This is a genomic window from Acinetobacter sp. VT 511, assembly GCF_001077515.1.
Classification (GTDB): Bacteria; Pseudomonadota; Gammaproteobacteria; order Pseudomonadales; family Moraxellaceae; genus Acinetobacter; species Acinetobacter schindleri.
Genome location: NZ_LFRE01000089.1, coordinates 218,645 through 244,996, shown reverse-complemented (window position 1 = coordinate 244,996; position 26,352 = coordinate 218,645). Strand labels below are relative to the sequence as shown.

The following is a 26,352-nucleotide window of genomic DNA, read 5'->3' as shown; positions in this document are numbered from 1 at the left end:
CAAAATCTTTTATTCCCCTATTTACACTGCTTAAACTTACACTTCATTTTAATTATTTAAAAGATCTTTAAAAATAGTTATTTAAAATATAAACAATAATTGTTATCATTCGCATCAATAAAATTCCCACAAATAAATAGACAGTATTTTCAATGACCAGCAGTCCTCATATGGATCTTACAGCTACTGAAAAATTAGCTGTCCCCAATCCAGTCATCCGATCTAAAAAGAAAGTGCAGCCCAAACTCACGGCTTATCGCTTTATGATTTTCTACCGTTTCATACTTGCTGCTTTAGGCGGATATGCTTTAGCCACTTTTGCAGCCATGGTCATTGCTCAGTACTTCAGTGATTATCAAAGTAGTGCTGCCATATCCGCCACTATGATCGCTTTTCTTTTACAGACAGGGGCTTTCATCTGGGTATTTATGGTCAATAAAACCCTAAAAGCGACGCTGGGCATTTTGGTTCCAGCTGGGTTGTTCTATATCGCTTACCAGTTTTTAGGGAAATAAGATGAGACCAGATGCAAAACAGGAAGGTCCACGCCAGTCAATGTCATGGTTGCATACTTGGGCCAGTTTAATCTTGGGCTGGCTGCTTTATGCGATTTTTCTGACAGGTACATTAAGTTTTTTCCAGAATGAAATTACTATCTGGATGAAACCAGAGTTGCACCAGTCTGTTCCGCAAGCCACCCAGATTGAACAGACCCGAGTGGCACTCGCCTATTTACAGAAAAATCATCCTGATGCGGGTAGCTGGGCCATTCAGCTGCCGCATGCTCGTCAGAACTATACCACGCTCAATATCCGTGGCGCTGGTGAAGATCCTCGTGCACGCCGCGGCGGCACACGAATTACTTTGGACAGTGCAACCGGTGAAGTACTAGAAGCACGCGAAACCCGTGGTGGTGGTTTCCTGTACCGTTTTCATTTTGATTTATATGGCATGCCACGTATGTGGGCACGCTGGATTGTCGGGATTGCGACTTTACTGATGATGGTTGGGATTATCAGCGGGATTATTACCCATAAGAAAATCTTTAAGGATTTCTTTACCTTCCGCCTAGGTAAAGGGCAACGTTCATGGCTAGATGCACACAATGCAACCGCGGTATTTGCACTTCCTTTCCATATTATGATTACATGCAGTGGCTTATTGCTGCTGTTATTTACCATCATGCCTTGGGGAGTAAACCAGATTTATGAAAATCGTGGTGCTTTCCTCCAAGATCAGCGTAAAACTTTAGTTCAGGATAATAGTCAGGAAGCTGAATCTCGTGCAGGTCGTAGCGAACGTGGCGGCGAAATGACTGGTCGTGGTGAAGGCCGTACTGAAGCTGAAGAACGTCGTCCTCATGGGGCTGGTGAAGAACGTGGCGAACGAGGTGAAATGGCAGGTCGTGGTGAAACACGTCGATCTCGTGACGAAAACCCCTCTGCCCGTCCAGCGCCTTTAACCGATCTGGCACCGGTTTTGGCAGCTGCGGAAAAAGAATGGAATAACAATCCGGTTGGTACCATCACCATTATTCGGCCAAATACCAGCAAAGCTGAAATCGAATTACGTGCTCTGAATGGTGTTAGTGTTGCCTATCGTAGCGTGTACCCAAGTCTGGAATTCAACGGCGTAACCGGTGCGCTCAAACCGGATCAAACCGAACTAAAAACACCTTCAGTCTCGAATGGCATCTATAACGTGCTGACTTCACTGCATGAAGCACGCGGTGTGGATCTCGTCCTACGCTGGTTACTGTTCCTGTCCGGTATTGTCGGCACATTGATGATCGCTACTGGTCTGATTCTATGGTGTGTAAAACGCGCACCGCAACAGCAGAAACAGGGCTATAAATCTTTTGGTTATCGTACGGTGGAAGTGACCAATATCGCAGCAATTATCGGTCTGCCTATTGCCTGTGCTGCTTACTTCTATGCCAATCGTTTTATTCCGGTGGAACTGGAAATGCGTGCCAATTGGGAAATCCGTACCTTTTTTATAGTATGGGTGCTGACTTTCTTCTATGCCATGATCCGGATGCATCGTCAGGCCTGGTTAGAGCTGCTGGCACTGGCAACTGCTTTATTTGCCCTGCTTCCGGTCATAAATGTCCTGACTGGTGGACAGCCAATTTGGAATACTATAGCGAATGGTCAATGGGTCATTGCGAGCTTTGATCTGGCTATGTGGCTACTAGCTGTTGTGTTCTGGCTGGCCTTTAAGAAAGTGAAAAATTACCAAGATCTGCCTGCTAAAAAAGCCAAGACTACAGCTGTGGAGACTGAAGTATGATGTTCTTCTTATTCATCTGGTCTGTATCTGTACTGGGCTTTATTGCCCTGGCGGCTTCAATGTCTAAACATCAAAAACAGATATTTGGCAAAGAACTGGATGTTGGCAAAACCCGACTAGCCACGCTTGCTGGCTGGGGACTGCTGATCATTGCGCTAATTTTTTGCCTGTTTAGCGGTACGATCAGCAATATGGTCAGCTATTGGCTAGGTAGTCTGACTTTTGCAGCATTAGCAGTTGGCCTGAGCCTGACTTACTTTGAATCAAAAATTAAAATAATCAGTATTGGCTTTGTGCTCATTGCATTCATTTCTGGACTAATTTACGTATTTTAAGCTCAATTTAATTCCTTTTATAAAAAAGCCAGTCTTCGGATTGGCTTTTTTATTTTGAACCTTTTAATCTACATGCAAAGATTTTTGAGATTTTGACATGACCGAGCGTGTTTCTCCCCCTGCCACTCTGGCAAACCGCGCATTGGCAGGCAATGCCGAAGCACAATTTGAACTTGCCGAACTATATATGCACAGCGAGCATGAAGATGACATTATCCTGGCTGAAGAATGGGCACTAAAAGCAGCGAACGGCGGTCTGGTTGAAGCCATGTACTGGCTCGGTGAAGGTTATACGGTTTATGCCAAAGAAATTGCGGAGGAAGACCCGGAAGATTCTAAAGCTCACTTTGAGTTAGCTTATTACTGGCTCAGCAAAGCCAATTTCGAAAAACACCCAGCAGCAACTTTAGAACTTGCCAGTTTTTACCGTCGTGGTGATGTGGTTGAAAAAGATGTCGAAAAATCCATTGCACTGGTGAAACAGGCAGCTGAATGGGGTGAAGTTCAGGCTATGCGTGACCTTGCCTTTATTTATGCCAATGGTCTTGGTGTAGTCGCTGATGACATACAGGCAGATAACTGGACTAAGAAAGCAGATGAAGCTGAGCAGGAAATAGAATAAAGAAAAAGCCCATCGGATGATGGGCTTTTTTATAAGAATTAAATTGATTTAAACTTTTAAAAGAATATTTATTTTTCAAAATATTTTGCAAATTTTCTTATTAGTCAGATATTAAACAATTTCAGATTGGAACCAAATTAATTTCCAAGTACAATACTGCGCTAGTCGAGGGATGCTGCGACGTTTTACAGGTACGAAATGTAAAAGCGCCAGGCTCGACGATCGGTCCATCTTTTTCTAGACAGACCAACAACGGCATCCGCGAACTGAATGATCAATTATTGTTTTTTATAAGGAGATCGTGATGAACGCGGTTAATGCTTCATTTACAGATTATAAAGTTGCCGATATTTCACTGGCTGACTACGGCCGTAAAGAAATCAAACTTGCAGAAGCTGAAATGCCAGCCCTAATGGGTCTGCGTAAGCGTTACTCTGCTGCTAAACCACTTGCTGGCGCTAAAATTTTGGGTTGTATCCACATGACAATCCAAACAGCTGTTCTTATCGAAACTTTGGTAGAACTGGGCGCTGAAGTTCGCTGGACATCTTGTAACATCTTCTCAACTCAAGACCACGCTGCTGCTGCCATTGCTGCGTCTGGTGTTCCAGTATTTGCTTGGAAAGGCGAAACTGAAGAAGAATACATGTGGTGTCTTGAACAACAAATCAATGTAAACGGTACACCTTGGGATGCCAACATGATTCTGGATGATGGCGGTGACTTAACTGCACTTGTTCATGAAAAATACCCAGAAGTTCTTGCAAAAATCCACGGTATTACTGAAGAAACCACAACAGGTGTTCAACGTCTGCTTGAAATGTGGAAAGACGGTTCACTTAAAGTGCCTGCAATCAATGTAAATGATTCAGTAACTAAATCTAAGAATGACAACAAATACGGTTGCCGTCACTCACTGAACGATGCCATTAAACGTGCAACAGATATGCTATTATCTGGCCGTCGTGCACTGGTCATTGGTTACGGTGACGTAGGTAAAGGTTCTGCTCAATCACTTCGTCAAGAAGGCATGATCGTACGTGTTTCTGAAATTGATCCAATCTGTGCAATGCAAGCATGTATGGACGGTTACGAAGTTGTATCTCCATACAAAAATGGCGTGCAAACAGGCAAGAAAGAAGACGTAAATGCTGACCTTCTTTTAAACACTGACTTGATCGTAACAACGACGGGTAACTACCACGTATGTGATGCTGCAATGCTTGATACATTAAAAGCAGGTGCTGTGGTATGTAACATCGGTCACTTTGACACTGAAATCGATACCAACTACTTACGTGGTTACAAGTGGGTTGAAGTGAAACCTCAAGTACACCAAGTATATCGTTCAGAAAACGAAAATGATTACCTGATCCTTCTTTCTGAAGGTCGTCTGGTGAACCTTGGTAATGCAACAGGTCACCCATCACGTGTAATGGACGGTTCTTTTGCTAACCAAGTATTGGGTCAAATGCATTTATTCGCTGAGAAATTTGCTGATCTACCTGAAGAGCAAAAACAAGCAGCGATTCGCGTTGAACTTCTTCCTAAGAAATTAGATGAAGAAGTTGCGGCAGCCATGGTTGCAGGCTTTGGTGGTGTGTTAACGCAGTTAACGCAAGAACAAGCGGATTACCTTGGTGTAGCTGTTGAAGGTCCATTTAAATCGGATGCTTATAAATATTAATTAGCCCTCACCCCATCCCTCTCCCATAGGGAGAGGGTGAACTCTCAAATCATTTACATTACGAGTTTTACTTGTGAAATTTAAGTAATTTGAGCCAAGACTCTGCGTTATTCAGTAATGAATACTCCTCTCCCTTTGGGAGAGGTCAGGGAGAGGGTGAATAAAAAGTATTTATAAAAATAGGATTTAACCATGTCGAAACAGATTCCGATTTCATTCGAGTTCTTCCCAACCAAAACTGATGCCGGTGCAGAAAAACTCAAGACCGTACACCAAGAGCTTCAGCTTTTAAATCCAGAATTTTTCTCGGTGACCTATGGTGCGGGTGGTTCAACTCGTGAACGTACCTTATCGACCATTAATGACTTCAATGGCAAAGGTACACCGGTTGCCCCTCACCTTTCATGTATTGGTGATAGCAAGGAACGTATTGCAGAATTACTGGATTTATATAAATCTCAGGGTATCAACCGTATTGTGGCACTGCGTGGTGATTTACCATCAGGTCAAGTCGGTTTAGGTGAACTACCATACGCGCAAGATTTGGTTCGTTTTATCCGTGAACATTCAGGTGATCATTTCCATATTGAAGTGGCAGCCTACCCTGAAATGCATCCACAAGCAGACAACTTTGACGCTGATATCAAACGTTTCTGTGAAAAAGCTCATGCTGGTGCCAATGCTGCACTTACACAGTTCTTCTTTAATCCAGATGCGTACTTCTACTTTGTAGAACGTATCCAAAAAGAAGGTGTGAATATTCCTGTCGCACCGGGCATTATGCCAATTACCAATGCCAGCAATTTAATCCGCTTTGCCGATGGTACAGGTGCAGAGATTCCACGCTGGATTCGCAAGCAATTGGCAACTTATGGTGACGATACTGCATCCATCAAAGCATTTGGTCATGAAGTGATCGTTAAACTTTGCGAACGCCTGATTGCTGGCGGTGCACCAAGCCTGCACTTCTACACCATGAACACCACTGACCCTACACGTCAACTTGTAAAAGACTTAGGTCTTGCATAAGTTTTGAGGCGGTATTTTCCCTCCTTAATTTATCCCTTTGGGAGCAATACAGAGGGGGCGTAAAAAAATACCGTCTTGTTTTGTTCCACTTGAGAGTAATCCTTAAATGCCACGTTTTTTTATTGAAGCAGACTTAAATGTTGATTCCACGGTTGAGTTAACTGAAACCGTTTTTCATCATTGGGTGAAGGTATTACGTGCTCAAGTCGGTGAAAAAGCTACCCTGTTCAATGGACAAGGTGGTGAATATGAAGTTGAACTTGTAGAAGTTGCCAAAAAGTCAGCTACTGTACAGGTCAATAGCTTTAACCCAAGCAACCGCATGCCAAAATTCACAGCTTTACTTGGGCAGGTCATGAGTAAGGGCGACCGTATGGATTATGCCATTCAAAAAGCGGTTGAACTTGGTGTCTCAGAAATTCAGCTTTTAACCTCTGAGCGCTGCGAAATGCGCCTCAAGTACGATCGTGACCAAAAAAAGCTCGATCACTGGCAAGCTATTGCTACGGCAGCCTGCGAACAATGTGGTTTGAATATTGTTCCAAAAATTCTCCCTCCGATGTCACTAGAAAACTGGTTGCAAAGTGAACTTCCTCAAACCAAGCTCGTGTTGGCTCCAAACAAAGATGAAGTGGATGTTCTTTACAATGCAACACCAGACTTGGCGTTACTCATTGGTCCAGAGGGCGGACTCAGTGAAGCTGAAATCTCTGCTGCCAATACTCATGGATTTGTGAACTGGTGTATTGGTGAACGTGTTCTGCGTACCGAAACTGCGCCTGTCGTAGCTTTATCTATTTTGAACTACAAATTTTAATTTCTCTCAATGATCAATTTTACTTTATCGTATTTGTAAAAATTTGTGGGGCTTTTGATTGATTTTTATATATTGGCACTTTAGTCTTAATAAGATAAAAATGAATGACCTATTAAATGATAAAAGTTACTTATTTAAGGGGCTTAATAAAAACAATGCAGTACCACCCTTACGTAGATTAAAGGCATCTTAATCATGATTCATAATCAGGATGATTATATTCAGCAGCAGCTAAACAGTGCACAAATCGTGAATACGATTCGTCACAGTCGATACTTTTTAATTAGTATCCTGCTGGTATGTCTTTATATCTTCTGTATCTACCAGTTACATTATCATCCGGCAGACAACTACCTGAATCTCTGGTTTATTCTTACCGAGATGGTGGTCTGCATGTGCTGGCTGATTAGTACCGTCTACTTTAAACCGAATGAGTTTAAGCTGGAAACTGCTCACCGCTGGCTACAAATCCAGTGTCTACTGGTAGGTATCTGTATTTCAACCGGGATTTTTACCCTGTATGTTCATTTGCCGCGTGTAAATCCATCTTTTGAACTGATTGAAGCATTGACCCTGACTGGCTTGCTGATTATGGTGACTCAAGCTTTTGGTCTCACCTATCTCACGCAAAAACTGAGTTATTTCTGCCTGATATTCTTGCCGTCCCTGGTCCCATTCTTCTTTCTGCAGATTACGGAATCCTCTTCACTTAATCCGTTTTTCAGTCTGGCATTGAACTTTTCTGTCATTGTAATTTTGCTGTGTGCCAATAGTACTTACCGTATTCATCAACGTACTTCACGTCTATATGCAGAGAATAATCTGTTAGTAACAAATGCTGAACAGCAAGTTACCTGGACTGATGAACTGTGTAAACAGTTACAAACTGAAGTGAATAAATCCAAAGATATCGAACTTCAGTTACAGCTCAATAATCAGCTGCTGGAACAAAAAGTGCGGGAACGTACTTATGATATCGAGCAGATTAATCTTGCCTTACAGGACCAGCATCAGAATCTGGAACTTGCGCATGAAATTGCGGGCATCCGCCCGTGGGACTGGAACATTAAAGATCGAACCATTACCCTGACGACACATACACAAGAAAAAATCCAGCGCAGTTCTGGTCAGCATCAGGCACAACTACATCATCTGATCCATCCGGATGATCTTCGTCATTTCAAAGATATGATGAAACAACACTTACGCGGTCAGGTAGAGCGCTATGAAGCCACCTACCGCATCCAGAATACCCAAGGGGTATGGGGCTGGGTTCATGATATCGGGCGTGTCATCAGCCGTGATCCAAAAACCAATAAACCCGTACGCATGGTCGGTATTCGCCGTGATATTCAGCAGGAACGTAATTCTCAGGAAGGATTAAAACTTGCAGCCAGCGTATTAGAGCAAGCGGCTGAAGGTATCTTTATACTTAATCAAGAGCTGAGCTATATCGAAGTGAATCCTTTTTTCGAGCAACTTTCTGGTTTTGAACGTCAGCAAATTCTGGGCAAGCACCTGTTTGATATTACGGTAAATACCAAATCTCAGCAGCGCAGTGTACATGCCAATATCATCAAGCAGGTCATGAAGATTGGTTCTTTTGATGGCGAACTTAATGAAAAATTCTTGTCCGGCAAAGAGATGCCACTATGGCTGCATATCAATGCCATTATGGATGATGAAGGCCGTATCACCCACTATATCGGGATTGTGTCAGACCTGACTGAACGTAAGCTTCAGGAACAGCGTCTGTCTTATCTGGAAAATTATGACACCCTGACCGACTTACCAAATCGTTTCTATTATAACTATCAGCTGCACCAGTACCTGGTGACACAAAAAGATTCCATCAAGCAGATGGCGGTGATTCGAATCAATATCGATCGTTTCCGTCCGCTGAATGAATATCTGAGCAACAACGGTGGTGATGAGTTATTACGTCAGGTGGCACAGCGCTTACGCTTAACCAATGCTGAAGCCATGTTTGTTGCGCATTTGAATGGCGATGACTTTGCCATTTTGTATGAAATCTCGCATATTCGCCCTTCCGTGCAGGAACATTGTGAGCATATTGCGAAAGCCTTTAGTCAGCCATTCAATATCTTTGGTCAGGACTATGAAATTACGCTTTCAATGGGGGTAGCTTTTTATCCTGATCATGGCCGTCAACTGGATTATCTCAATAACTGTGCCGAACAGGCACTGAGTGAAGCTAAGAATCTCGGTGGGAATACCATTCACTTTTATTCAAGTGAAAATACTGCCCTGCTGGAACAAGGAATTTTCATTGAACGCGATCTGCGTAAAGCCATCCAGAATGGTGAACTGATCGTCTATTATCAGCCGAAGATCAATCTTAATGACCAGAAGATCTACGGTTTTGAAGCCTTAATCCGCTGGAATCATCCGGAGAAAGGCATTATTCCACCGGGGATGTTTATTCCATTGGCAGAACAGACCAGTATGATTTCGGAAATCGGTCAACTGGTGATACAGCAAACGGCAAAGCAGATCCGTAAATGGAATGACCAGGGTTTCCATAATATCTGTATTTCAGTGAATATTGTGGCGCAGCAACTCCGCCGCGGCCAGTTACTGGATGATCTGGATGAAGCGATCAAACTGAACTGTATTTCTGGTTCGAATCTGGAACTGGAAATTACCGAATCTTCATTGGTAGAAAATTCTGAAACTGTAATGAATGTGCTGAATCAGATCAAGGAACGTGATATCAACATTTCCCTGGATGACTTTGGTACGGGCTATTCGTCCCTGTCTTATCTGGCAGAGTTCCCAATCGATATTTTAAAGATTGACCGCAGTTTTGTATCCAAAATTGGTGAATCCAAACAGGATGCTATTGTCAGTGCAATGGTTGCAATGGGCAAAGCCATGGGAATGAAAGTAGTAGCTGAAGGTATTGAGACAGAGCAGCAGCTAGATTTCCTGCGTCAACTCGGTTGTGATATTGCACAGGGCTATCTGTTTTCCAAGCCGCTTCCTGAACAGCAAGCGACCGAATTTCTTGAACAAAATATGACACCTGAGACTTATACCTATCAGGTATAAATCCAGACCTAAGACCAATTATTTCTTCAAAAAACGGGTGCGTTTGGCTGGGCTAAGCGCACAACTAGTGATATATTCTCCTGTATTCCGCGGTTATGTTACCTGCAATTGGGTAATTATTGATAGATCGAGAGACTAATGGACGAACAATCTTTAAAACAACAGGCACTGTACTACCACGAATTTCCTACCCCCGGCAAAATCAGCGTCACTCCAAGCAAACAACTCGTTAACCAACATGATTTAGCACTAGCTTACTCTCCAGGTGTTGCAGCGCCGTGTTTGGAAATTGAAAAAGACCCATCTAAAGCAGCACTGTATACAGCACGTGGTAACCTTGTTGCGGTAGTAAGTAATGGTACAGCGGTTCTTGGCCTGGGTAACATTGGTCCTTTAGCATCTAAACCGGTTATGGAAGGTAAAGGCGTCCTGTTCAAGAAATTTGCTGGCGTCGACGTATTCGATATCGAAATCGCAGAAAATGATCCAGACAAAATTGTCGACATCGTTGCAGCATTAGAACCGACTTTTGGTGGTATTAACCTCGAAGATATTAAAGCACCAGAATGTTTCTATATTGAACAGAAACTTCGTGAACGCATGAACATTCCGGTGTTCCACGATGACCAACACGGTACATCAATCATTGTAGGTTCAGCATTACTCAATGCTTTAATTATCAATGGTAAAAAAATTGAAGAAATCAAGATCGTAGCATCTGGTGCAGGCGCTGCTGCATTGTCTTGCTTGAACCTTCTTTGTGCACTAGGCGCGAAGAAAGAGAATATCATCGTTGCTGACTCACGTGGTTTATTGACTACAAAACGTGAAGGCTTAGATGAATCGAAAAAAGCGTATGTACAAGACATCGAAGGTACTCAGCTTGCTGACGTGATGGACGGCGCAGATATGTTCTTGGGTCTGTCTGCTGCAGGCATTCTGACTCAAGACATGGTCAAGAAAATGGCCAAAGATCCAATCATCTTTGCCTTGGCTAACCCGGATCCGGAAATTTTGCCAGAACATGCCCATGAAGCACGTTCAGACGTGATCATGGCAACTGGCCGTTCAGACTATCCGAACCAGGTGAATAACGCTCTTTGCTTCCCATACATCTTCCGTGGCGCACTCGACGTTGGTGCAACCACCATTAACGAAGAAATGAAGATTGCCTGTGTACACGCGATTGCGCGTATGGCACATGTCGAAGCAGATGCTGCATCTTATGGTGAAAAATCAGCATCATTTGGTCGTGATTACTTAATTCCTCGCCCACTGGATCAACGTTTGATTTTAGAGATTGCGCCAGCAGTTGCTAGAGCAGCGATGGATTCTGGCGTAGCAACACGTCCAATTCAAGACTTCTCTGTGTATCATCAACGTTTGTCTGAGTTTGTTTATAACTCAGCATTTATGATGAAACCGATTTTTGCTCAAGCAAAATCAGATCCTAAGCGTATTGCATATGCGGAAGGTGAAGATCTTCGTGTACTTCGTGCTGTACAAATTGCAGTGGATGAAGGCATGGCGAAGCCAATCTTGGTGGGCCGTACAGCAGTAATTGAAGCAAATATCAAAAAATTGGGCTTACGCTTAGAAAACGGGGTGAACATCACCATCGTTGACCAAGAAAAGAATCCAGATTACGAAAAATTTGCCGATGACTACTACAGCATTATGCAGCGTAAAGGGGTAACACCAGAGTACGCACAACGTGAAGCTCGTCGTCGCTCAACACTTATCGCATCTATGCTTGTCAAACACGGCCTTGCAGACGGTATGTTATGTGGTACGTACTCAAGCTACGACATCCACTTGGACTTCGTCAGCAATATCATTGGTAAAAAAGACGGTCACAATACCTTCTTTACTTTGAATGCCTTGATGCTTGAAGAGCGTAACCTGTTTATTGCAGATACCTATATCAACCGTAATCCAACTGCTGAACAGCTTGCTGAGATGACCATTCTTGCTGCTGAAGAAGTACGTCGTTTCGGTATGACACCACGTATTGCGCTATTGTCTCACTCTAGCTTCGGTTCTGACCAGAACGATGCCAGTGCACAGAAAATGCGTAAGGTCTACGACATTCTGTCTGATATTGCGCCTGAACTAGAAGTTGAAGGTGAAATGCATGGCGATGCGGCATTGGATGAAAATATCCGCCAGTTTGCTTATCCGAACTCACGCTTCAAAGGTGCTGCGAACCTGTTGATCATGCCAAACTTGGATGCAGCTAACATTTCGTTTAACCTGTTAAAAGCAACTTCTGGTAACAATGTGACCATTGGCCCGATTCTGCTGGGTGCAGCGAAACCAGTTCATATTTTAACGCCGACAGCGACTACACGCCGCGTCGTGAATATGACTGCTTTGACTGTTGCAGAAATCCAACAAGCGGAACAAGACGCCCTGTAAGCAAACGCGGCGAACGCCGAGTTTCTTGACTTGAGAAAACCTCTATTCTGTAGCATGATGCTTCTAAGAATAGAGGTTTTTTCATGCAAGTTTATTTAGTAGGCGGCGCAGTTCGAGATCATTTGCTCGGACACCCCTATCACGAAAAAGATTATGTAGTAGTGGGTGCAAGCCCCAATCAAATGCTCAATCTGGGCTATCAACCGGTTGGGAAGGATTTTCCTGTATTTTTGCATCCTGAAACAAAAGAAGAATATGCATTAGCACGTACCGAACGTAAATCCGGCACTGGTTATCATGGTTTTGAATTCCATACCGATACCAGCGTCACGCTTGAACAGGACTTGATCCGTCGCGACCTGACCATCAATGCCATGGCCATGGATGAAGCCGGTCATGTGCATGATCCCTATAATGGTCAACAGGATCTTGCTGACCGCGTTTTACGTCATGTTTCTGATGCTTTTATTGAAGATCCACTCCGCGTATTACGTGTAGCGCGCTTTGCTGCGCGTTATCATGCAATGGGCTTCCATGTTGCCACAGAAACACTCGATTTGATGCGTCAACTCACTGAATCAGGGGAATTAAATACGCTAACACCTGAACGGGTCTGGAAAGAAACATCCCGTGCCCTGATGGAATCACATGCGGATATTTATTTTGAAGTATTACGCAGCTGTGGTGCATTAAAAGTACTGTTCCCAGAAATTGATGCCCTGTTCGGCGTCCCGCAACGTCCGGAATATCATCCGGAAATTGACTGCGGCATTCACACCATGATGTCGCTACAACAGGCTTGTCGCCAGAACTATGATTTGGATGTACGTTTTGCTGTTCTGGTGCATGACTTAGGTAAAGCCTTAACGCCTACCGAGGAATTGCCACGTCATATCATGCACGAAGAGCGTGGTGTACAGCCCGTAACTGAATTATGCGAGCGTTTCAAAGTACCAACTTATACCAAACAACTGGCAATTGCAGTCTGTAAAGAACATTTAAAATGCCATCAGGCACTCAATCTGAAACCAGGTACTTTATGGCGGTTATTGCAGCGTCTGGATGTATTACGTCGCCCGGAACGTGTAGAAGCTTTTGTGCAAGCCTGTGAATGTGATTCTCGTGGCCGTTTAGGTCTGGAAGACCGTGCCTATCCACAAGCGCAATATGTGCGGGAAGCCATGCAAGTGGTTCGTGGTATCAAGGCTCAGGATTTACCCGCAGATATTCAAGGTCCTGATATTGGCGAGATGCTGATTGAACGTCGTATCCATGCCTTAGCCGAGCTGAAAGAACGCCATACTGCTTTAATTTAAGAAAGCTCCTTCGGGAGCTTTCTTCTTTGTATATATTGATATCTAAAATAATTTTATTCTGCGCACTTATATTCATATTCAAAATTATTAGAATTCATTGACCTCATCTTCCACCTAAAATCAGGTTATCTCTCTTCCGCTTCTGTCTGGATAAAAACTTATAAATTTTCTGATTCGTCCTTTGCAACTTGAACAGGACTTGCATGCAATCCATGCACTTACTACACAACTTGGCTATTTCACCACAGTAGAAAATATTCAGCAGCGCTGGCAACGCATTCATCAGGATGCGAATGATTTGACGCTGGTCGTTGAACATGAACAACAGGTCATAGGCTATGCAGGTTTAATTCAGGAATACACCTGGGAATTTGATGGGGGATATTTGCGAATTCAGGCTTTTGTAGTTGATCAGGCTCATCGAGGGCAAGGTGGGGGAAAAGGCTCATTACAGCGATTGAAGAGTTAGCTAAACAACGTGTTTTAAAATTGATACAAGTAAATAGCGGCAATCGTGAGGAACGTTTAACTGCACATGCTTTTTATCAGAATCTGGGTTTTGATGCTTACAGTATCGGTTTTCGAAAATATCTGGCTTAATCAGCCTGCTCAAATAACAGGCTGATTAGATCAGGAGGAGGATCAGGAAATATCTGCCGGGAAAGTAATAACTTTCTCAAGCTTCATCTGATTGGTGGCAATCATCAACAGACGATCCACCCCAAGTGCGATCCCAGAACATTCCGGCATATTCGGTAAAGCAGCCAACAGATATTCATCAATCGGTATGACATGTAAACCGAGAGAGCTACGCTCTGCATTATCTGCTTCAAAGCGTGAGCGTAACACTTCCGCATCAATCAGCTCATCATAGGCATTCGCCAGTTCCAGACCTTCTATATAAAGTTCGAAACGTGCTGCAACCAGTTCACCATCTTCATCGATTTTGGTTTTTGCTAATGAAGCAAGTTCAGGCGGGAAATCGGTCAGAAATACCACTGTGTCAAATCCCAAGCTCGGTTCCACCATATGCGAGAACAACAGGTCAATATAGGCCAGACGATCCTGCCCCAGATCCAGATTTAAACCAACGCGACGGCAGCAGTCTTTCAATTCCTGTAAAGTTGCCTGTAAGGGATTCAGATCCAGTCGATCCATAAAGGCATGTTTATAGCTCAGTACTGTTGGACGGACTTCACCAAAACGGGCTTTTAATACTACATTCAACAGATCTGAAACTTCAAACATCAGGTCTTTCAGGCTAAAGCCCGGACGATACCATTCCAACATGGTGAATTCGCTGTTATGTTTACGCCCATGCTCATCATCACGAAACACTTTGCAAATCTGGTAAATCGGACCACTACCACTTGCCAGCAGGCGTTTCATCGCAAATTCAGGAGAAGTTTGCAGATAATGAGTACTGAGCTTACCTAGTACATGACGTTGTGCTTGCACAGATGCCAGATGCACATCGGTCACACCCGCTTGAGACAAAATCGGGGTTTCTACTTCCAGCACATCACGTTCCGCAAAGAACTGACGCAGCTGTGCATATAAATGAGCACGTGCGCGCATCGCATTTACATCACAGCTCGGTTGATAAGCAATCGTCATGCTTTCGACCCTCCATGTGCCGCCCATTCACGACGTAACGGATAGGTCTTACGTAAATGGTCAAAAGCCTGTTGATCGACTTTAGCGTCTTTTAAGCAAGCACGCAGATTGGCATCGTCACGTTGGATATCATAGATTTCACTCAGGTGCTGCTTGAGAGCTGCTTTTAAATCCTTCTCTGCGAAATATGGCACACATTCTGGTAACTGGCTTTCAAACTGCTTATTAATTTCATAGCCAAAATGACGACAGAAAGCCTCATAGATCATTTGAGTACCACGCGCCTTACCTTCCAGACTATAACCGGCAATATGTGGCGTTACCAAGCTGGCCAGATCCAGCACTTCAGCTGAAATCAACGGTTCATGTTCAAATACGTCCAGTACCACCTGACGCCGAGTTGCCTGGATATCAGCGATTAATGCTGCTTCTTCAACGACTGGTCCACGTGCTGAATTGATCAGGATAGTTTCAGGCTTCATTTGGGCAAAGGCATCTGCATTGATCATATGATAAGTCGGATGCTCACCCTGTTTGGTCAAAGGAACATGAATACTGATCGCATCGGATTGCGCCAATAAGCTTTGTAGATCAACCTGTTCAATATGGTCTCGTTGTACAAAAGGATCACAACCGATCACACGCCAGCCTAGCAGATCTGCCATATAAGCCAGTCGCGTACCCACGTTGCCTAGCCCAATAATTCCCAAGGTAAAATTGGGGCCAGCATCCAGGAGTGCTGGACGAAGTTTTAATAAGGCAGTAATCACGTACTCAGCTACGGCTTGGGCATTACAACCGGCAGCATTGCTCCAGGCAATTCCCTGCTGTTCAAGTGCAGCAATATCCAGATGATCCGTACCAATCGTGGCACTACCAACAAACCTGACCGGGCTGCCTTCTAGTAGCTGTGAATTGACTTTGGTCACTGAACGCACCAGTAAGGCATCTGCATCCTGCACATCTGCCGCAGTCAGTGTACGCCCTGCACAATGCTGAATCTCGGCAAATTCTGCAAAGAAATAATCGGTAAATGCCAGATTTTCATCTGCGACAATTTTCATAATGCCTTCCAACAACACAATGCCGTTATCTTAACGCGTGATGCTGCTGATGACCATTCAGTTATGTGGCTTTCTATTTTCTTAAGTGATTAAAAAAACCGAAGACTGGCTTCGGTTTAAGTAAAAAAAAATTAACAGTTTAGGAAGCCGCAGATACAACATGATCAATAATACCCTGCGCATTGAGCGCGGCAATTTCTTCGGGACTACGGAACTGGGACAGAATCTGCTGGGTATGTTGTCCCAGTTTTGGCGGTGCATGACGATATTGTACAGGTGTATCCGATAGCTTGATCGGTGAACCAATCATTTTAAACTGGGCGTTTAAAGGATGCGGTAAATCCACCAGCATTTCCCGTGCAGCAACTTGGGGCTCATTCAAAGCATCTTCAATCGAGTTAATCACACCGACGGGGACTTTGACCGAGTGAATGGCATCAACCCACTCTTTGGCATTCTTTGCAAGAAAATATTCTGACAATAAGGGAATCAGTTCATCACGATGTTTCACCCGATCCTGATTGCGCTGGAATTTTTCATCCTGCAAAAGTTCAGATAACTCAATTGCCATGCATAAATCCCGGAATTGCTTATCATTGCCACAGGCGATAATAAATTCCTTATCTTTGGCTTTAAAGGTTTGATAAGGCACAATATTGGGATGATGATTTCCCATTCGTTTTGGTGCCGTGCCTGAAGTAAGATAGTTCATCCCCTGATTGGCCAAAGCGGCTACCTGTACATCCAGCAAAGACATATCGATATATTGACCTTTACCTGTATGATGACGAGCCAACAGCGCAGCCTGAATGGCAATGGTCGCATACAGCCCGGTTTGAATATCCACAACCGCTACACCGACCTTCTGTGCTCCACCACCCGGGACATCATCTGCTTCACCGGTAATGCTCATCAGACCTGACATACCTTGAATAATAAAGTCATAACCCGGCTCTTCGGCACGAGGCCCGTTCTGACCAAAGCCAGTAATCGAACAATACACCAGCTTCGGATTAATGGCCTTTAAGCGTTCATAATCCAGCCCATAGCGTGCTAATGCACCCACTTTATAGTTTTCAATCACCACATCCGCAGTTTTGGCAATATCCCGGATGAGTTCCTGTCCTGGTTCAGAGGCAATATCGACAGTGACCGAATATTTATTACGATTGGCACACTGAAAATAGCCTGCCTCACGGGTATTTTCACCAGATGGCGTTTTCATCCACGGTGGTCCCCACATGCGGGTATCATCCCCTACACCTGGACGCTCGATCTTAATCACTTCAGCACCCAGATCTGCCAGAATTTGTCCACACCATGGTCCTGCCAGCACTCGGCTTAAATCCAGTACGCGTATTCCTTTTAATGCACTCATGCTCAATCCTTTTTTCATTGGCTAGGAAACCCAGCCTTTATAATGTTGATGATTACTGACTTGCAGTCGCTGGACGAGTTGGTTTCTTCGCAGTCACCGATCCAACTGAATCGCCATGTTCTGCTTCAGCCGGCTTCACCAGGCTAGACTGTTGTGGATCATATTGACGCTCACGAATAAACAGTCCTGGAATCACCCCGGCAATAAAGTACGCAGTTCCCATCACGATAAATGCCATGGTGAATGAACCACCTGCGGCGATAAAACCGATAGTTGCCGGTGCAATCGCAGCACCTAGACGGCCCATGTTATAGGCTCCGCCAATTGCCGTACCGCGTACATCAGTTGAAAAGGTTTCAGCCATATAAGTTGCATTGACACCGTATGGAATTCCGTAAAGGAAACCGAAAGTAATCAATAAGTAGGCAATATTAGTTGGGGTGTTATAGAAAATGATGATTGGCAGGAAAGCCGCTGTACTGACCGTACCAAATACAAAGGTAATACGACGTCCAAATTTATCCGCTGCATAACCGGCAATAATTTTGCCCAGAATCATGGCGGTATAAGCACCGACCATATAGCCAGTCAAGGCTTTGAAATTCATATTGAGTTCGGTTTCCAGATAGGTCGGCATCCAGTTATTGACACCGTAATAACCAAACTGCAGAAATGCGGCAGTTGTCATCCATAACAGGAACATACGGCGATGCGACTGATGACCAAAGATACGCTTATAAATGCTTTCTGATGGTTGTTGAGCAGTAACTGTTGTTTCTGGATTTTCCAGTTTCAGCGCTTTACGTTTCGCCTGCTCGATTTTCGCTTCCTGCCAGGATGCTGGCTCTGGCACAAAACGCATAAATAGCAATGCAAAAGCGGCGGGAATGATTGTCACGTAGAACAGCATGCGCCAGCCATAGTCTGGAATAATCGCACCAGCCATCAAAGTCGCCACGATATAACCGACAGTTTGACCCGTCTGTAAGGTACCTAGTACTGTAGTGCGGTATTTGGTCGGTACATATTCTGCCATCAAGGTATTACAGGCCATGTACAGTGAACCCAGACCGAATGCACCAATAAAGCGAAGTACCATGAATTGCTCATAGCTTTGAGTGAAACCCAAGATACAGGTCATGATCGAGAAAAACACAACTGACCAGGCGATGGTTTTTACCCGTCCAAACTTGTCGCATGCCCATCCACCCGTAATCCCACCAAGTGCCATTCCGGCCAAAGAGGCACTCCCCAGCATTCCGGCCTGAAACGAAGTCAGACCAAATTCTGCTTTGAGACTGGTCAAGCTAAAAGACAACAGCATAATGTCTACACCGTCAATCACCAGAGAGACGAATGCGAAGATAAATGCCAGTTTCCAGGTATGGGCATGAATGCGATGAGCTGTGCCGACATTATTCGGTAGCTTTATACCCAAGGCAACAGCGTCCTGATGGAGACTATTTTGATTTTCGTTGTTCATGTATTACCTCATTTTCCCAAATGAGTCATCGACATTCCTCTGTCTTCAGGTTTACAGCAGCGTTCTTTATTCTTTTTCTGCTTACATCTTATGAACTTCTGCTTATTAATACTGAGAATGACAAGAAAGCGTCACGATGAATCCTTTATTTAAGTTATTGACCGTTTTTTAGGGACAAAAGCCCTAAGGATGCTCAACCCTGAGCATCCCGAATTTAGAAAATAAATTAATTAGAAAAAGCTGCGATACCTGTTTGGGCACGACCGAGAATCAGAGCGTGTACATCATGGGTACCTTCATAGGTATTCACCACTTCCAGGTTGACCAGATGACGCGCTACACCAAATTCATCAGAGATGCCGTTACCGCCCATCATGTCACGCGCAACACGAGCAATATCCAGGGCTTTACCACAGTTATTTCGTTTGATCAGTGAAGTTCCTTCTACCGAAGCAATCCCTTCATCTTTCATACGGCCAAAACGTAAAGCGATCTGTAAGCCAAGCGCGATTTCAGTTTGCATATCGGCCAGTTTTTTCTGAATTAGCTGGTTGGCTGCCAATGGGCGACCAAACTGTTTACGGTCCATGGTGTATTGATGTGCAGTATGCCAGCAGAATTCAGCTGCGCCCATCGCACCCCAGGCAATGCCGTAACGTGCACTGTTCAGACAGGTAAATGGTCCACGTAAGCCACGAATTTCCGGAAACGCATTTTCTTCTGGAACAAATACATTATCCATCACGATTTCACCGGTGATCGAAGCACGCAGACCCACTTTGCCGTGAATCGCTGGTGCAGATAAACCTTCCCAGCCTTTTTCCAGGATAAAGCCACGAATATCACCGACATTACCTTCAGCAGAGACTTCTTTCGCCCAAACAACAAATACATCGGCAATTGGACTATTGGTAATCCACATTTTTGCGCCAGTTAAGCGGTAACCGCCATCGACTTTCTTGGCACGGGTAATCATGCTGCCCGGATCTGAACCATGATCTGGTTCAGTCAGGCCGAAACAGCCGATATATTCACCAGTTGCCAGTTTTGGTAAATACTTCTGTTTTTGTTCTTCAGAGCCAAATTCATTGATTGGCACCATCACCAGCGAGCTTTGTACGCTGGCCATAGAACGGTAACCTGAATCGACACGTTCAACTTCACGAGCAATCAGGCCATAACTGACATAATTTAAGCCTGCACCACCGTACTGTTCAGGAATCGTCGGTCCTAGCAAGCCGAGCTCACCCATTTCACGGAAAATATTCGGATCAGTTTTTTCATGACGGAATTGTTCCAATACACGTGGTTGAAGTTTACCCTGACAATAAGCGCGTGCAGATTGCATAATCATGCGCTCTTCTTCTGTCAGTTGCTGCTCCAGTAAAAATGGGTCTTGCCAGTCAAAATAGTTTTTCTGGGCTTTTTTTGTATTAACCATTTGATTCATCGCATCCTCTGCTTAGCTGTCTATTGTTCTCAATCTTCTGACTTGATCCTAGGCAGGAATGAAACAGCTTTCAAACGAGCATTTAGCATGTAGATATGCGTTAATTGCATAACTGAGATATGAGCCTTTCAATCAACAAATTTGTAAGCCTGATTAACTCAATGCTGTAGACCAAAGTTGTATATAGGTTTACGTTTAATATGTCATTTTGTGATAGGACGATATTTTCAGGGAGGAAATTATGCGCCGAAAAATCCCTTCTACCCAAAGCCTCATGTGCTTCGAATCTGCAGCACGCCATTCCAGTTATACCCATGCTGCACAGGAGCTCTTTCTGACTCAGAGTGCGATCTCACGTCAGATCCAGCATCTGGAAGAATTACTCGAGGTACAATTGTTTAGCCGTACGCGTCATGGCGTGGAACTGACCGCAGCAGGACAGCAATATTATGAAAGTATCAAACCTTTATTAATAAGTCTGGAACAAGCTACGCTGGATGTCATAGAACATAAAGGTCAAGGCGGTACGCTGAAACTGGGAGTTGTTCCTACTTTTGCAACCCGGTGGCTACTACCTAAACTACATCGTTTCCAACAGCGTCATCCGGAAATTACTGTACATCTGGAAACCAGCACACGCCCCTTCCTGTTTCATGAAACTATCTTCGATGCTGCCATTTATGCAGGTACACCAGAACAGGTCGCACAGTGGCCCGGGATTACCAGCCATTTCCTGATGCATGAAGATGTGGTTGCTGTCTGTTCACCCAGTCTCATCAAAACACATTTAAAAATGAAGGTAACAGCTGATACACCACATTTAATACTGAGTGCTGAACAGCTATTACAGTTACCGCTTTTACAACAGACGACCCGCCCCACAATCTGGCAGGACTGGTTCGAATTGCATCAGGTAAAACATCCAAATCCTTTAGGCGGACAGCGGCATGAATTATTTTCTATGCTGGCCGTTGCAGCCAAACATGATATGGGAATGGCCCTGATTCCGCAGATGCTGATTGAAACAGAACTCGCCAATGGAGAATTGGTGAAAATTTCCGATCAGAAACTGGAACGACGTCGGGCCTATCACCTGATTCATGCTCATAATGAACATTCCACGCTCATTGCCAGATTTGTAAACTGGATGAAAGAAGAACTACAGCAAGAACCCATTCAGACTAAATCTGAAGTCCCATAAAAAAACCCCAATCTTTCGACTGGGGCTTTGCAAATCTGGCGGAAGCGGTGAGATTCGAACTCACGGAGGGGTATAAGCCCTCGTCGGTTTTCAAGACCGGTGCATTAAACCGCTCTGCCACGCTTCCATGGGCGCCATCATATAAATATTTCTGTTTCTTGGCAATAAATTTTCGCAAAACTTATTAAAAAATCCGTTCAATCATCTAATTTTCAGCCGGACGCTTTTCTTGAGTAGACACTTGATAGATAGATGAATAATAAAAATAAACCCAATAAATTTATAATGCTGATTAAAACAGAATCACTAACATGAAAAAAAATTATAAGCATAAAAAAACCCCAATCTCTCGATCGGGGTTTTCAAATTTGGCGGAAGCGGTGAGATTCGAACTCACGGAGGGGTATAAGCCCTCGTCGGTTTTCAAGACCGGTGCATTAAACCGCTCTGCCACGCTTCCATGGGCGCCATCATATAAATAAAAATCCGGCTTGGCAAATATTTTTGAGAAATTTAGTTATCAAATGCACAAAATAAAATCAATTCGGTCAATTTGCTGAATTTTCAGGCTTTTCATAGCGGATGGTATTGATGAACCAGACTTTCTTACCGGAGGGTGTTATTACTTCTGCTTCATCATCAACCTGCTTGCCGAGCAGCGCACGTGCCATTGGCGAATCAATCGAAATATGCTGTGGATGGTGGTCATAAATTTCATCAACTCCCACTATCCGTAAAGTCTTTTGTTCTCCGGCTTCATTTTCAATTTCGACCCAAGCACCAAAGTAAACCTTCCCTTCCTGCTCAGGTGAAAAGTCAATGATCCGTAGCTCTTCCAGACGTTTGCCCAAATAACGGACACGACGGTCGATCTTGCGTAACAGCTGCTTGTTGTACTGGTAGTCAGCGTTTTCAGAACGGTCGCCGAGGCTGGCGGCCCAGTTCACTTTTTTAGTGATTTCCGGTCGTTCTTCATGCCACAGATATTTAAGTTCTGCCACTAATTTGTCATGCCCACCACGGGTAATCAAATTGGATTTCATCGTTTTCTTACACCACTCATGACATCATTTTCCTTGCTAACTGCCCTATTTTATTGGCTATTTTAACAAGCAAACATAATACTAAAAAAATTTTCTAATGATTTTAAATACTTAAATTACATTTTTAAACATTTTTGCGTACAAAATTTGACAATCTATTTTTTGATCATTACCATGCGCACATCTGATTAACTTTGTTTATTTTTTACTCTGTGTAGTTTTTCTACACATTGCCGTTTAATCCCAAGTCATTTTGAATGACGTCATGACTGCCCAACCCTAATTGAATTTATCAACTTTAAGAAAGTTCTGTGGTGTCTTTTGCCTAAAACTTTCGAGGGCATAAATTACTTGTAGCGGAGACAACATGCACAGTAGTTCATCTTCTGGGTCGAGGCTTTGCCTAAGATCTTTATTTTCCTCTCTCCCTGTAAAAATTCTTGTATTGAGCACTGCGCTTGTTCCATTCCACGCCATCAATGCAAGTAAAACACCGGCACACCAGTTTGATAGTGTCGTCAACAGCAATAAGCTTACTGTTGTTGCTGTGAAGAGCCCGACCACAGTGTTTGAAGAAGGCGGTCACCTGCATGGTTTTGGTTATGATCTGGTTCGTAACTATGCCAAAAACATGAATGTAAAACTGGATTTCAAAACGGTGAGCGATGATGCCTCTGCATTGAAAATGGTTGCTCAAGGCAAAGCCAACATGGCAATGACTACAAGCAGTATCAGCAGCATTGAAGCGCGTAAACTGACGTCATTCTCTGCAACTTGTGGTGATGGCAGTTCCCTGTCGTCTAAAGGTCTGAATGCCAACCTGAACTGGGTTTTCAAATCAGCCAATGATCCATTGAGCCAGACTGCAAGTAATTTCGTATGTAACAGCAAGCAAAGCGGCGCAATCAATCAGCTCGCTTCCTTTTACAATCAGAATGTAGTCGAGGAGCATTTCAGGGATAATATCCATCAGGATCTTAGCCAGCGCCTCCCCATTTACAAGGCCAGCTTCCAGCGATCTGCACAGCAATACGGCCTGGACTGGCATCTGCTCGCCGCGATCGGCTACCAGGAATCTTATCTCAAGCCAAACTCCGTGTCCCCGACCGGTGTCCGTGGTCTGATGATGCTGACAAGCTCAACCGCAAAGGCAATGGGTGTAAATAACCGTACCGATCCTGTTCAAAGTATTGAAGGCGGTGCGAAATACTATGACAAGATGCTGTCACGCTTTGAGCATATTCCTATGCCAGACCGTAACTGGTATGCCTTAGTAGCCTATAACATGGGTCCAGGTGCAGTTCAGAAAATTCAGAACAGTATCCGTAACCAGGGGAAGGATCCGGATAACTGGGTAAACCTGTATAGCTATCTGGAGCATAACAAAGCCAGCAATGGCCGTTATCGTCAGGCATTGCAATATGTAACCCGTATCCGTTCTTATCTGGAACAGATCAAAAGTTCAGAGCTTGTGAATATCTGATTTATTCAAGCTATAAAAAAAGCTTACCCTTGGGTAAGCTTTTTTTATGCAGATAGGACTGATCAGGTTGTTTGCTCAAGCACTTTCTTGAACAGATCTTTTTGCTCTTGGCTTGGTTTTGCAGTTTGCAATGCCATCAGCTGAGACATATCCCCCTGAACCTTGATCTTACCGGTCATGAATGCTTGCATTGCAGCAGCCATGTCAAACTCAAGGAATACTTTACGCAGAGTTTCTGCATCCATGTTCAGCGTAGTCTTCGCATTTGAAGACAGACCTTTTTTGATCGCTCCACCATCTAAAGATAATTCAGTATTACCTGTAGCGTCCGCAACCACCAGGTTGATTGCAAGATTCGCAAGCGCTGGCGCCAGGTTTAGGTCACCTGCTTGAGCAGTCAGAGTTTCTACAGTTGAAAACCAATCATCAGTTAAAAAAGCAGGCATGATCTTTCCTCAATTTATTAGTTCGTGTGTGTCGTCTATCCAGACAACATCATTGTTGACGCTATTGCGCTTGCAGATTGTTATAACATGATCATTTGTCGAATGGCTAACGAATTTTGTACGCAGCGTTCAATTTTTGTCATTATCTTTCTGTTTTTATGTACGTAGTCTTGATTGATAAGGCTTGACGGGCACTCAACTTGAATGAATACCCGTCAAAAAGGTCTTAATCTGCAGCAAAACCGAGGTTGACCATATTAATTCGCTTGCTTTCGCCTTCTACTGCTTCTTCAGTTGAGCAAGAATCTTTAAAGTCGAATTCACGTTGGCTGTCGAGTGCCTCGAAGTCAAACAGTTCACGGTCAGCCAGTTGTGACGGTGAAACATTTTGCAGTGCACCGAAAATGCTGTGCAGACGTTTCGGATGAGCTTTATCCCAGTCACGCAGCATGTCATTAATAATGGCACGTTGCAGGTTTTCCTGAGAACCACACAGGTTACATGGAATGATCGGGAACTGACGCATCTCGGCATATTTGATGATGTCCTTCTCTTCCACATAAGCCAGTGGACGGATCAGGATGTTCTTCTTGTCTGAAGACAACAGTTTTGGTGGCATCGCTTTTAAGCTGCCGCCATGGAACAGGTTCAGGAAGAACGTCGCCAGGATGTCATCACGGTGATGACCGAGCGCAACTTTGGTCGCACCAATTTCTTGCGCGAAACCATACAGCGAGCCACGGCGCAGACGAGAACATACGGCACAGTAAGTCTTGCCTTCAGGCGTCAGCTTCTTGGTAATGCTGTAAGTGTCTTTTTCCAGGATGTAATACGGAATGTTATTTTCTTCAAGATAACGTGGTAATACATCTTCAGGGAAGCCCGGCTGTTTCTGGTCCAGGTTTACCGCAACTACATCAAAGTTGATAGGTGCGATACGCTTGAACTGCAGCATGATATCTAACAAGGTATAGCTGTCTTTACCACCAGAAATACACACCATGACCTTGTCGCCATCTTCGATCATTTTAAAGTCACGAATAGCGTGTCCGACCTGACGGCGAAGCTTTTTCAACAAACGGTAATAGGCAGAGCTTGTTGGCAATTCCGGTTTGAAATTAAATCCTTGCTCGGATTCAACTGGCGAGTACATAGACGAGAATAACCCATAAATAAAAATACCGCGCAATTTTATCCGATTCGGGTGCTTCTCGCATCAAAAGAATTTATTTTCCTGTTATTGAAGTAATACTCTAAACTTCATGTTTTATTTAGATTGATAAATTGAACGAAACAGTTCGTTTTTTATCCAGGATGCTTATGTTTTGGACTTTTCCACAGTTTTCCACAAAACCTGTGGATAACTTTGTGGATTTAAAACGACTTGACAGCTTTATCGGCCCCAAAAATAAGGGTTCTATTTAAATTGATCATTTTTTAACCAATTTATTTTATATTTAAAATCAATTGCTTAACCGTGTCAAGAAAGCCATATTAAAAAAAAATAAATATTTTTTTTGGTTAGTTCTTCAACATTAGGGACTTGCATTTACAAACTTGTTTATAAATGCGTCGCTCATCACTTTTCATTACAGTAAA

Annotated in this window: 21 protein-coding genes and 2 tRNA genes; 13 read left to right on the top strand and 10 right to left on the bottom strand. The window is 43.8% G+C overall.

The window, feature by feature from the left end:
• Positions 1-170: 170 nt before the first annotated feature.
• The 11 genes from ACS72_RS13950 (at position 171) to ACS72_RS13900 (ending at position 14,057) form a co-directional block, all read left to right on the top strand.
• The gene (locus ACS72_RS13950) at positions 171-515 is read left to right on the top strand and encodes a hypothetical protein (RefSeq protein WP_008302367.1); all 345 of its coding nucleotides are present in this window, start codon (positions 171-173) and stop codon (positions 513-515) included.
• 1 nt (position 516) lies between these two features.
• Positions 517-2,292, top strand: coding sequence for a PepSY domain-containing protein (locus ACS72_RS13945; protein ID WP_008302366.1), 1,776 nt, complete (start codon positions 517-519; stop codon positions 2,290-2,292).
• A complete protein-coding gene (locus tag ACS72_RS13940; RefSeq protein WP_008302364.1) occupies positions 2,289-2,627 on the top strand; it encodes a DUF3325 domain-containing protein in 339 nt (112 codons plus the stop codon). Before ACS72_RS13945 ends, ACS72_RS13940 begins: the two co-directional genes overlap by 4 nt.
• A 97-nt stretch (positions 2,628-2,724) precedes the next feature.
• Positions 2,725-3,249, top strand: a complete 525-nt coding sequence (locus tag ACS72_RS13935) for a tetratricopeptide repeat protein (protein ID WP_048882426.1) — start codon at positions 2,725-2,727, stop codon at positions 3,247-3,249.
• 304 nt (positions 3,250-3,553) lie between these two features.
• Positions 3,554-4,936 carry an adenosylhomocysteinase gene (gene ahcY, locus ACS72_RS13930; protein WP_048882425.1) on the top strand — a complete coding sequence of 461 codons (1,383 nt, stop codon included), beginning with the start codon at positions 3,554-3,556 and terminating at the stop codon, positions 4,934-4,936.
• A gap of 192 nt (positions 4,937-5,128) precedes the next feature.
• The gene (metF, locus tag ACS72_RS13925) at positions 5,129-5,965 is read left to right on the top strand and encodes a methylenetetrahydrofolate reductase [NAD(P)H] (RefSeq protein ID WP_008302358.1); all 837 of its coding nucleotides are present in this window, start codon (positions 5,129-5,131) and stop codon (positions 5,963-5,965) included.
• Positions 5,966-6,071: 106 nt separating this feature from the next.
• Positions 6,072-6,782, top strand: coding sequence for a 16S rRNA (uracil(1498)-N(3))-methyltransferase (locus ACS72_RS13920; RefSeq protein WP_008302356.1), 711 nt, complete (start codon positions 6,072-6,074; stop codon positions 6,780-6,782).
• A 195-nt stretch (positions 6,783-6,977) separates the two neighbouring features.
• On the top strand, positions 6,978-9,854 hold the full coding sequence (locus tag ACS72_RS13915; protein WP_008302354.1) for a bifunctional diguanylate cyclase/phosphodiesterase: 2,877 nt from the start codon (positions 6,978-6,980) through the stop codon (positions 9,852-9,854).
• 138 nt (positions 9,855-9,992) lie between these two features.
• On the top strand, positions 9,993-12,272 hold the full coding sequence (locus ACS72_RS13910) for an NADP-dependent malic enzyme (RefSeq protein ID WP_048882424.1): 2,280 nt from the start codon (positions 9,993-9,995) through the stop codon (positions 12,270-12,272).
• An 83-nt stretch (positions 12,273-12,355) separates the two neighbouring features.
• A complete protein-coding gene (locus ACS72_RS13905; RefSeq protein WP_008302349.1) occupies positions 12,356-13,588 on the top strand; it encodes a multifunctional CCA addition/repair protein in 1,233 nt (410 codons plus the stop codon).
• A gap of 181 nt (positions 13,589-13,769) precedes the next feature.
• Entirely contained in the window at positions 13,770-14,057 is a 288-nt protein-coding gene (locus ACS72_RS13900; protein ID WP_228156235.1) for a GNAT family N-acetyltransferase, read from the top strand.
• Between the two features lie 173 nt (positions 14,058-14,230).
• Here ACS72_RS13900 and epmA read toward each other — a convergent pair whose 3' ends face one another.
• The 5 genes from epmA to ACS72_RS13875 all read right to left on the bottom strand — a co-directional run bounded on the left by epmA (position 14,231) and on the right by ACS72_RS13875 (position 20,580).
• Positions 14,231-15,205, bottom strand: a complete 975-nt coding sequence (gene epmA, locus ACS72_RS13895) for an EF-P lysine aminoacylase EpmA (protein ID WP_048882423.1) — start codon at positions 15,203-15,205, stop codon at positions 14,231-14,233.
• Positions 15,202-16,269 carry a 4-phosphoerythronate dehydrogenase gene (locus tag ACS72_RS13890; RefSeq protein ID WP_008302344.1) on the bottom strand — a complete coding sequence of 356 codons (1,068 nt, stop codon included), beginning with the start codon at positions 16,267-16,269 and terminating at the stop codon, positions 15,202-15,204. The genes epmA and ACS72_RS13890 overlap by 4 nt, the downstream gene beginning before the upstream one ends.
• 139 nt (positions 16,270-16,408) lie before the next feature.
• Positions 16,409-17,647 (bottom strand): CaiB/BaiF CoA-transferase family protein, encoded by a 1,239-nt coding sequence (locus ACS72_RS13885; protein ID WP_048882422.1) that lies wholly within the window; start codon positions 17,645-17,647, stop codon positions 16,409-16,411.
• 52 nt (positions 17,648-17,699) lie between these two features.
• Entirely contained in the window at positions 17,700-19,130 is a 1,431-nt protein-coding gene (locus tag ACS72_RS13880) for an MFS transporter (protein WP_008302341.1), read from the bottom strand.
• A gap of 226 nt (positions 19,131-19,356) precedes the next feature.
• A complete protein-coding gene (locus tag ACS72_RS13875) occupies positions 19,357-20,580 on the bottom strand; it encodes an acyl-CoA dehydrogenase (RefSeq protein WP_048882421.1) in 1,224 nt (407 codons plus the stop codon).
• Positions 20,581-20,821: 241 nt separating this feature from the next.
• Here ACS72_RS13875 and ACS72_RS13870 point away from each other — a divergent pair, with 241 nt between their 5' ends.
• The gene (locus tag ACS72_RS13870) at positions 20,822-21,781 is read left to right on the top strand and encodes a LysR substrate-binding domain-containing protein (RefSeq protein ID WP_048882420.1); all 960 of its coding nucleotides are present in this window, start codon (positions 20,822-20,824) and stop codon (positions 21,779-21,781) included.
• A gap of 36 nt (positions 21,782-21,817) precedes the next feature.
• Here the strand turns inward: ACS72_RS13870 and ACS72_RS13865 are convergent.
• From ACS72_RS13865 to greB, 3 genes are all read right to left on the bottom strand, one after another.
• Positions 21,818-21,908: transfer RNA gene (locus tag ACS72_RS13865), tRNA-Ser, on the bottom strand.
• Positions 21,909-22,150: 242 nt separating this feature from the next.
• Positions 22,151-22,241: transfer RNA gene (locus tag ACS72_RS13860), tRNA-Ser, on the bottom strand.
• Positions 22,242-22,329: 88 nt separating this feature from the next.
• Positions 22,330-22,824 carry a transcription elongation factor GreB gene (gene greB, locus ACS72_RS13855; RefSeq protein WP_004814978.1) on the bottom strand — a complete coding sequence of 165 codons (495 nt, stop codon included), beginning with the start codon at positions 22,822-22,824 and terminating at the stop codon, positions 22,330-22,332.
• Positions 22,825-23,191: 367 nt separating this feature from the next.
• Here greB and ACS72_RS13850 point away from each other — a divergent pair, with 367 nt between their 5' ends.
• Complete coding sequence (locus tag ACS72_RS13850; protein WP_034592750.1) at positions 23,192-24,307, top strand: transglycosylase SLT domain-containing protein; 1,116 nt, start codon at positions 23,192-23,194, stop codon at positions 24,305-24,307.
• Between the two features lie 62 nt (positions 24,308-24,369).
• On the opposite strand, the gene ACS72_RS13845 is transcribed toward ACS72_RS13850, so the two are convergent.
• Together ACS72_RS13845 and ttcA are read right to left on the bottom strand one after the other, a co-directional pair.
• On the bottom strand, positions 24,370-24,753 hold the full coding sequence (locus tag ACS72_RS13845; protein WP_004814972.1) for an SCP2 sterol-binding domain-containing protein: 384 nt from the start codon (positions 24,751-24,753) through the stop codon (positions 24,370-24,372).
• Between the two features lie 226 nt (positions 24,754-24,979).
• Positions 24,980-25,906, bottom strand: a complete 927-nt coding sequence (gene ttcA, locus ACS72_RS13840; protein WP_004814970.1) for a tRNA 2-thiocytidine(32) synthetase TtcA — start codon at positions 25,904-25,906, stop codon at positions 24,980-24,982.
• Between the last annotated feature and the right edge of the window lie 446 nt (positions 25,907-26,352).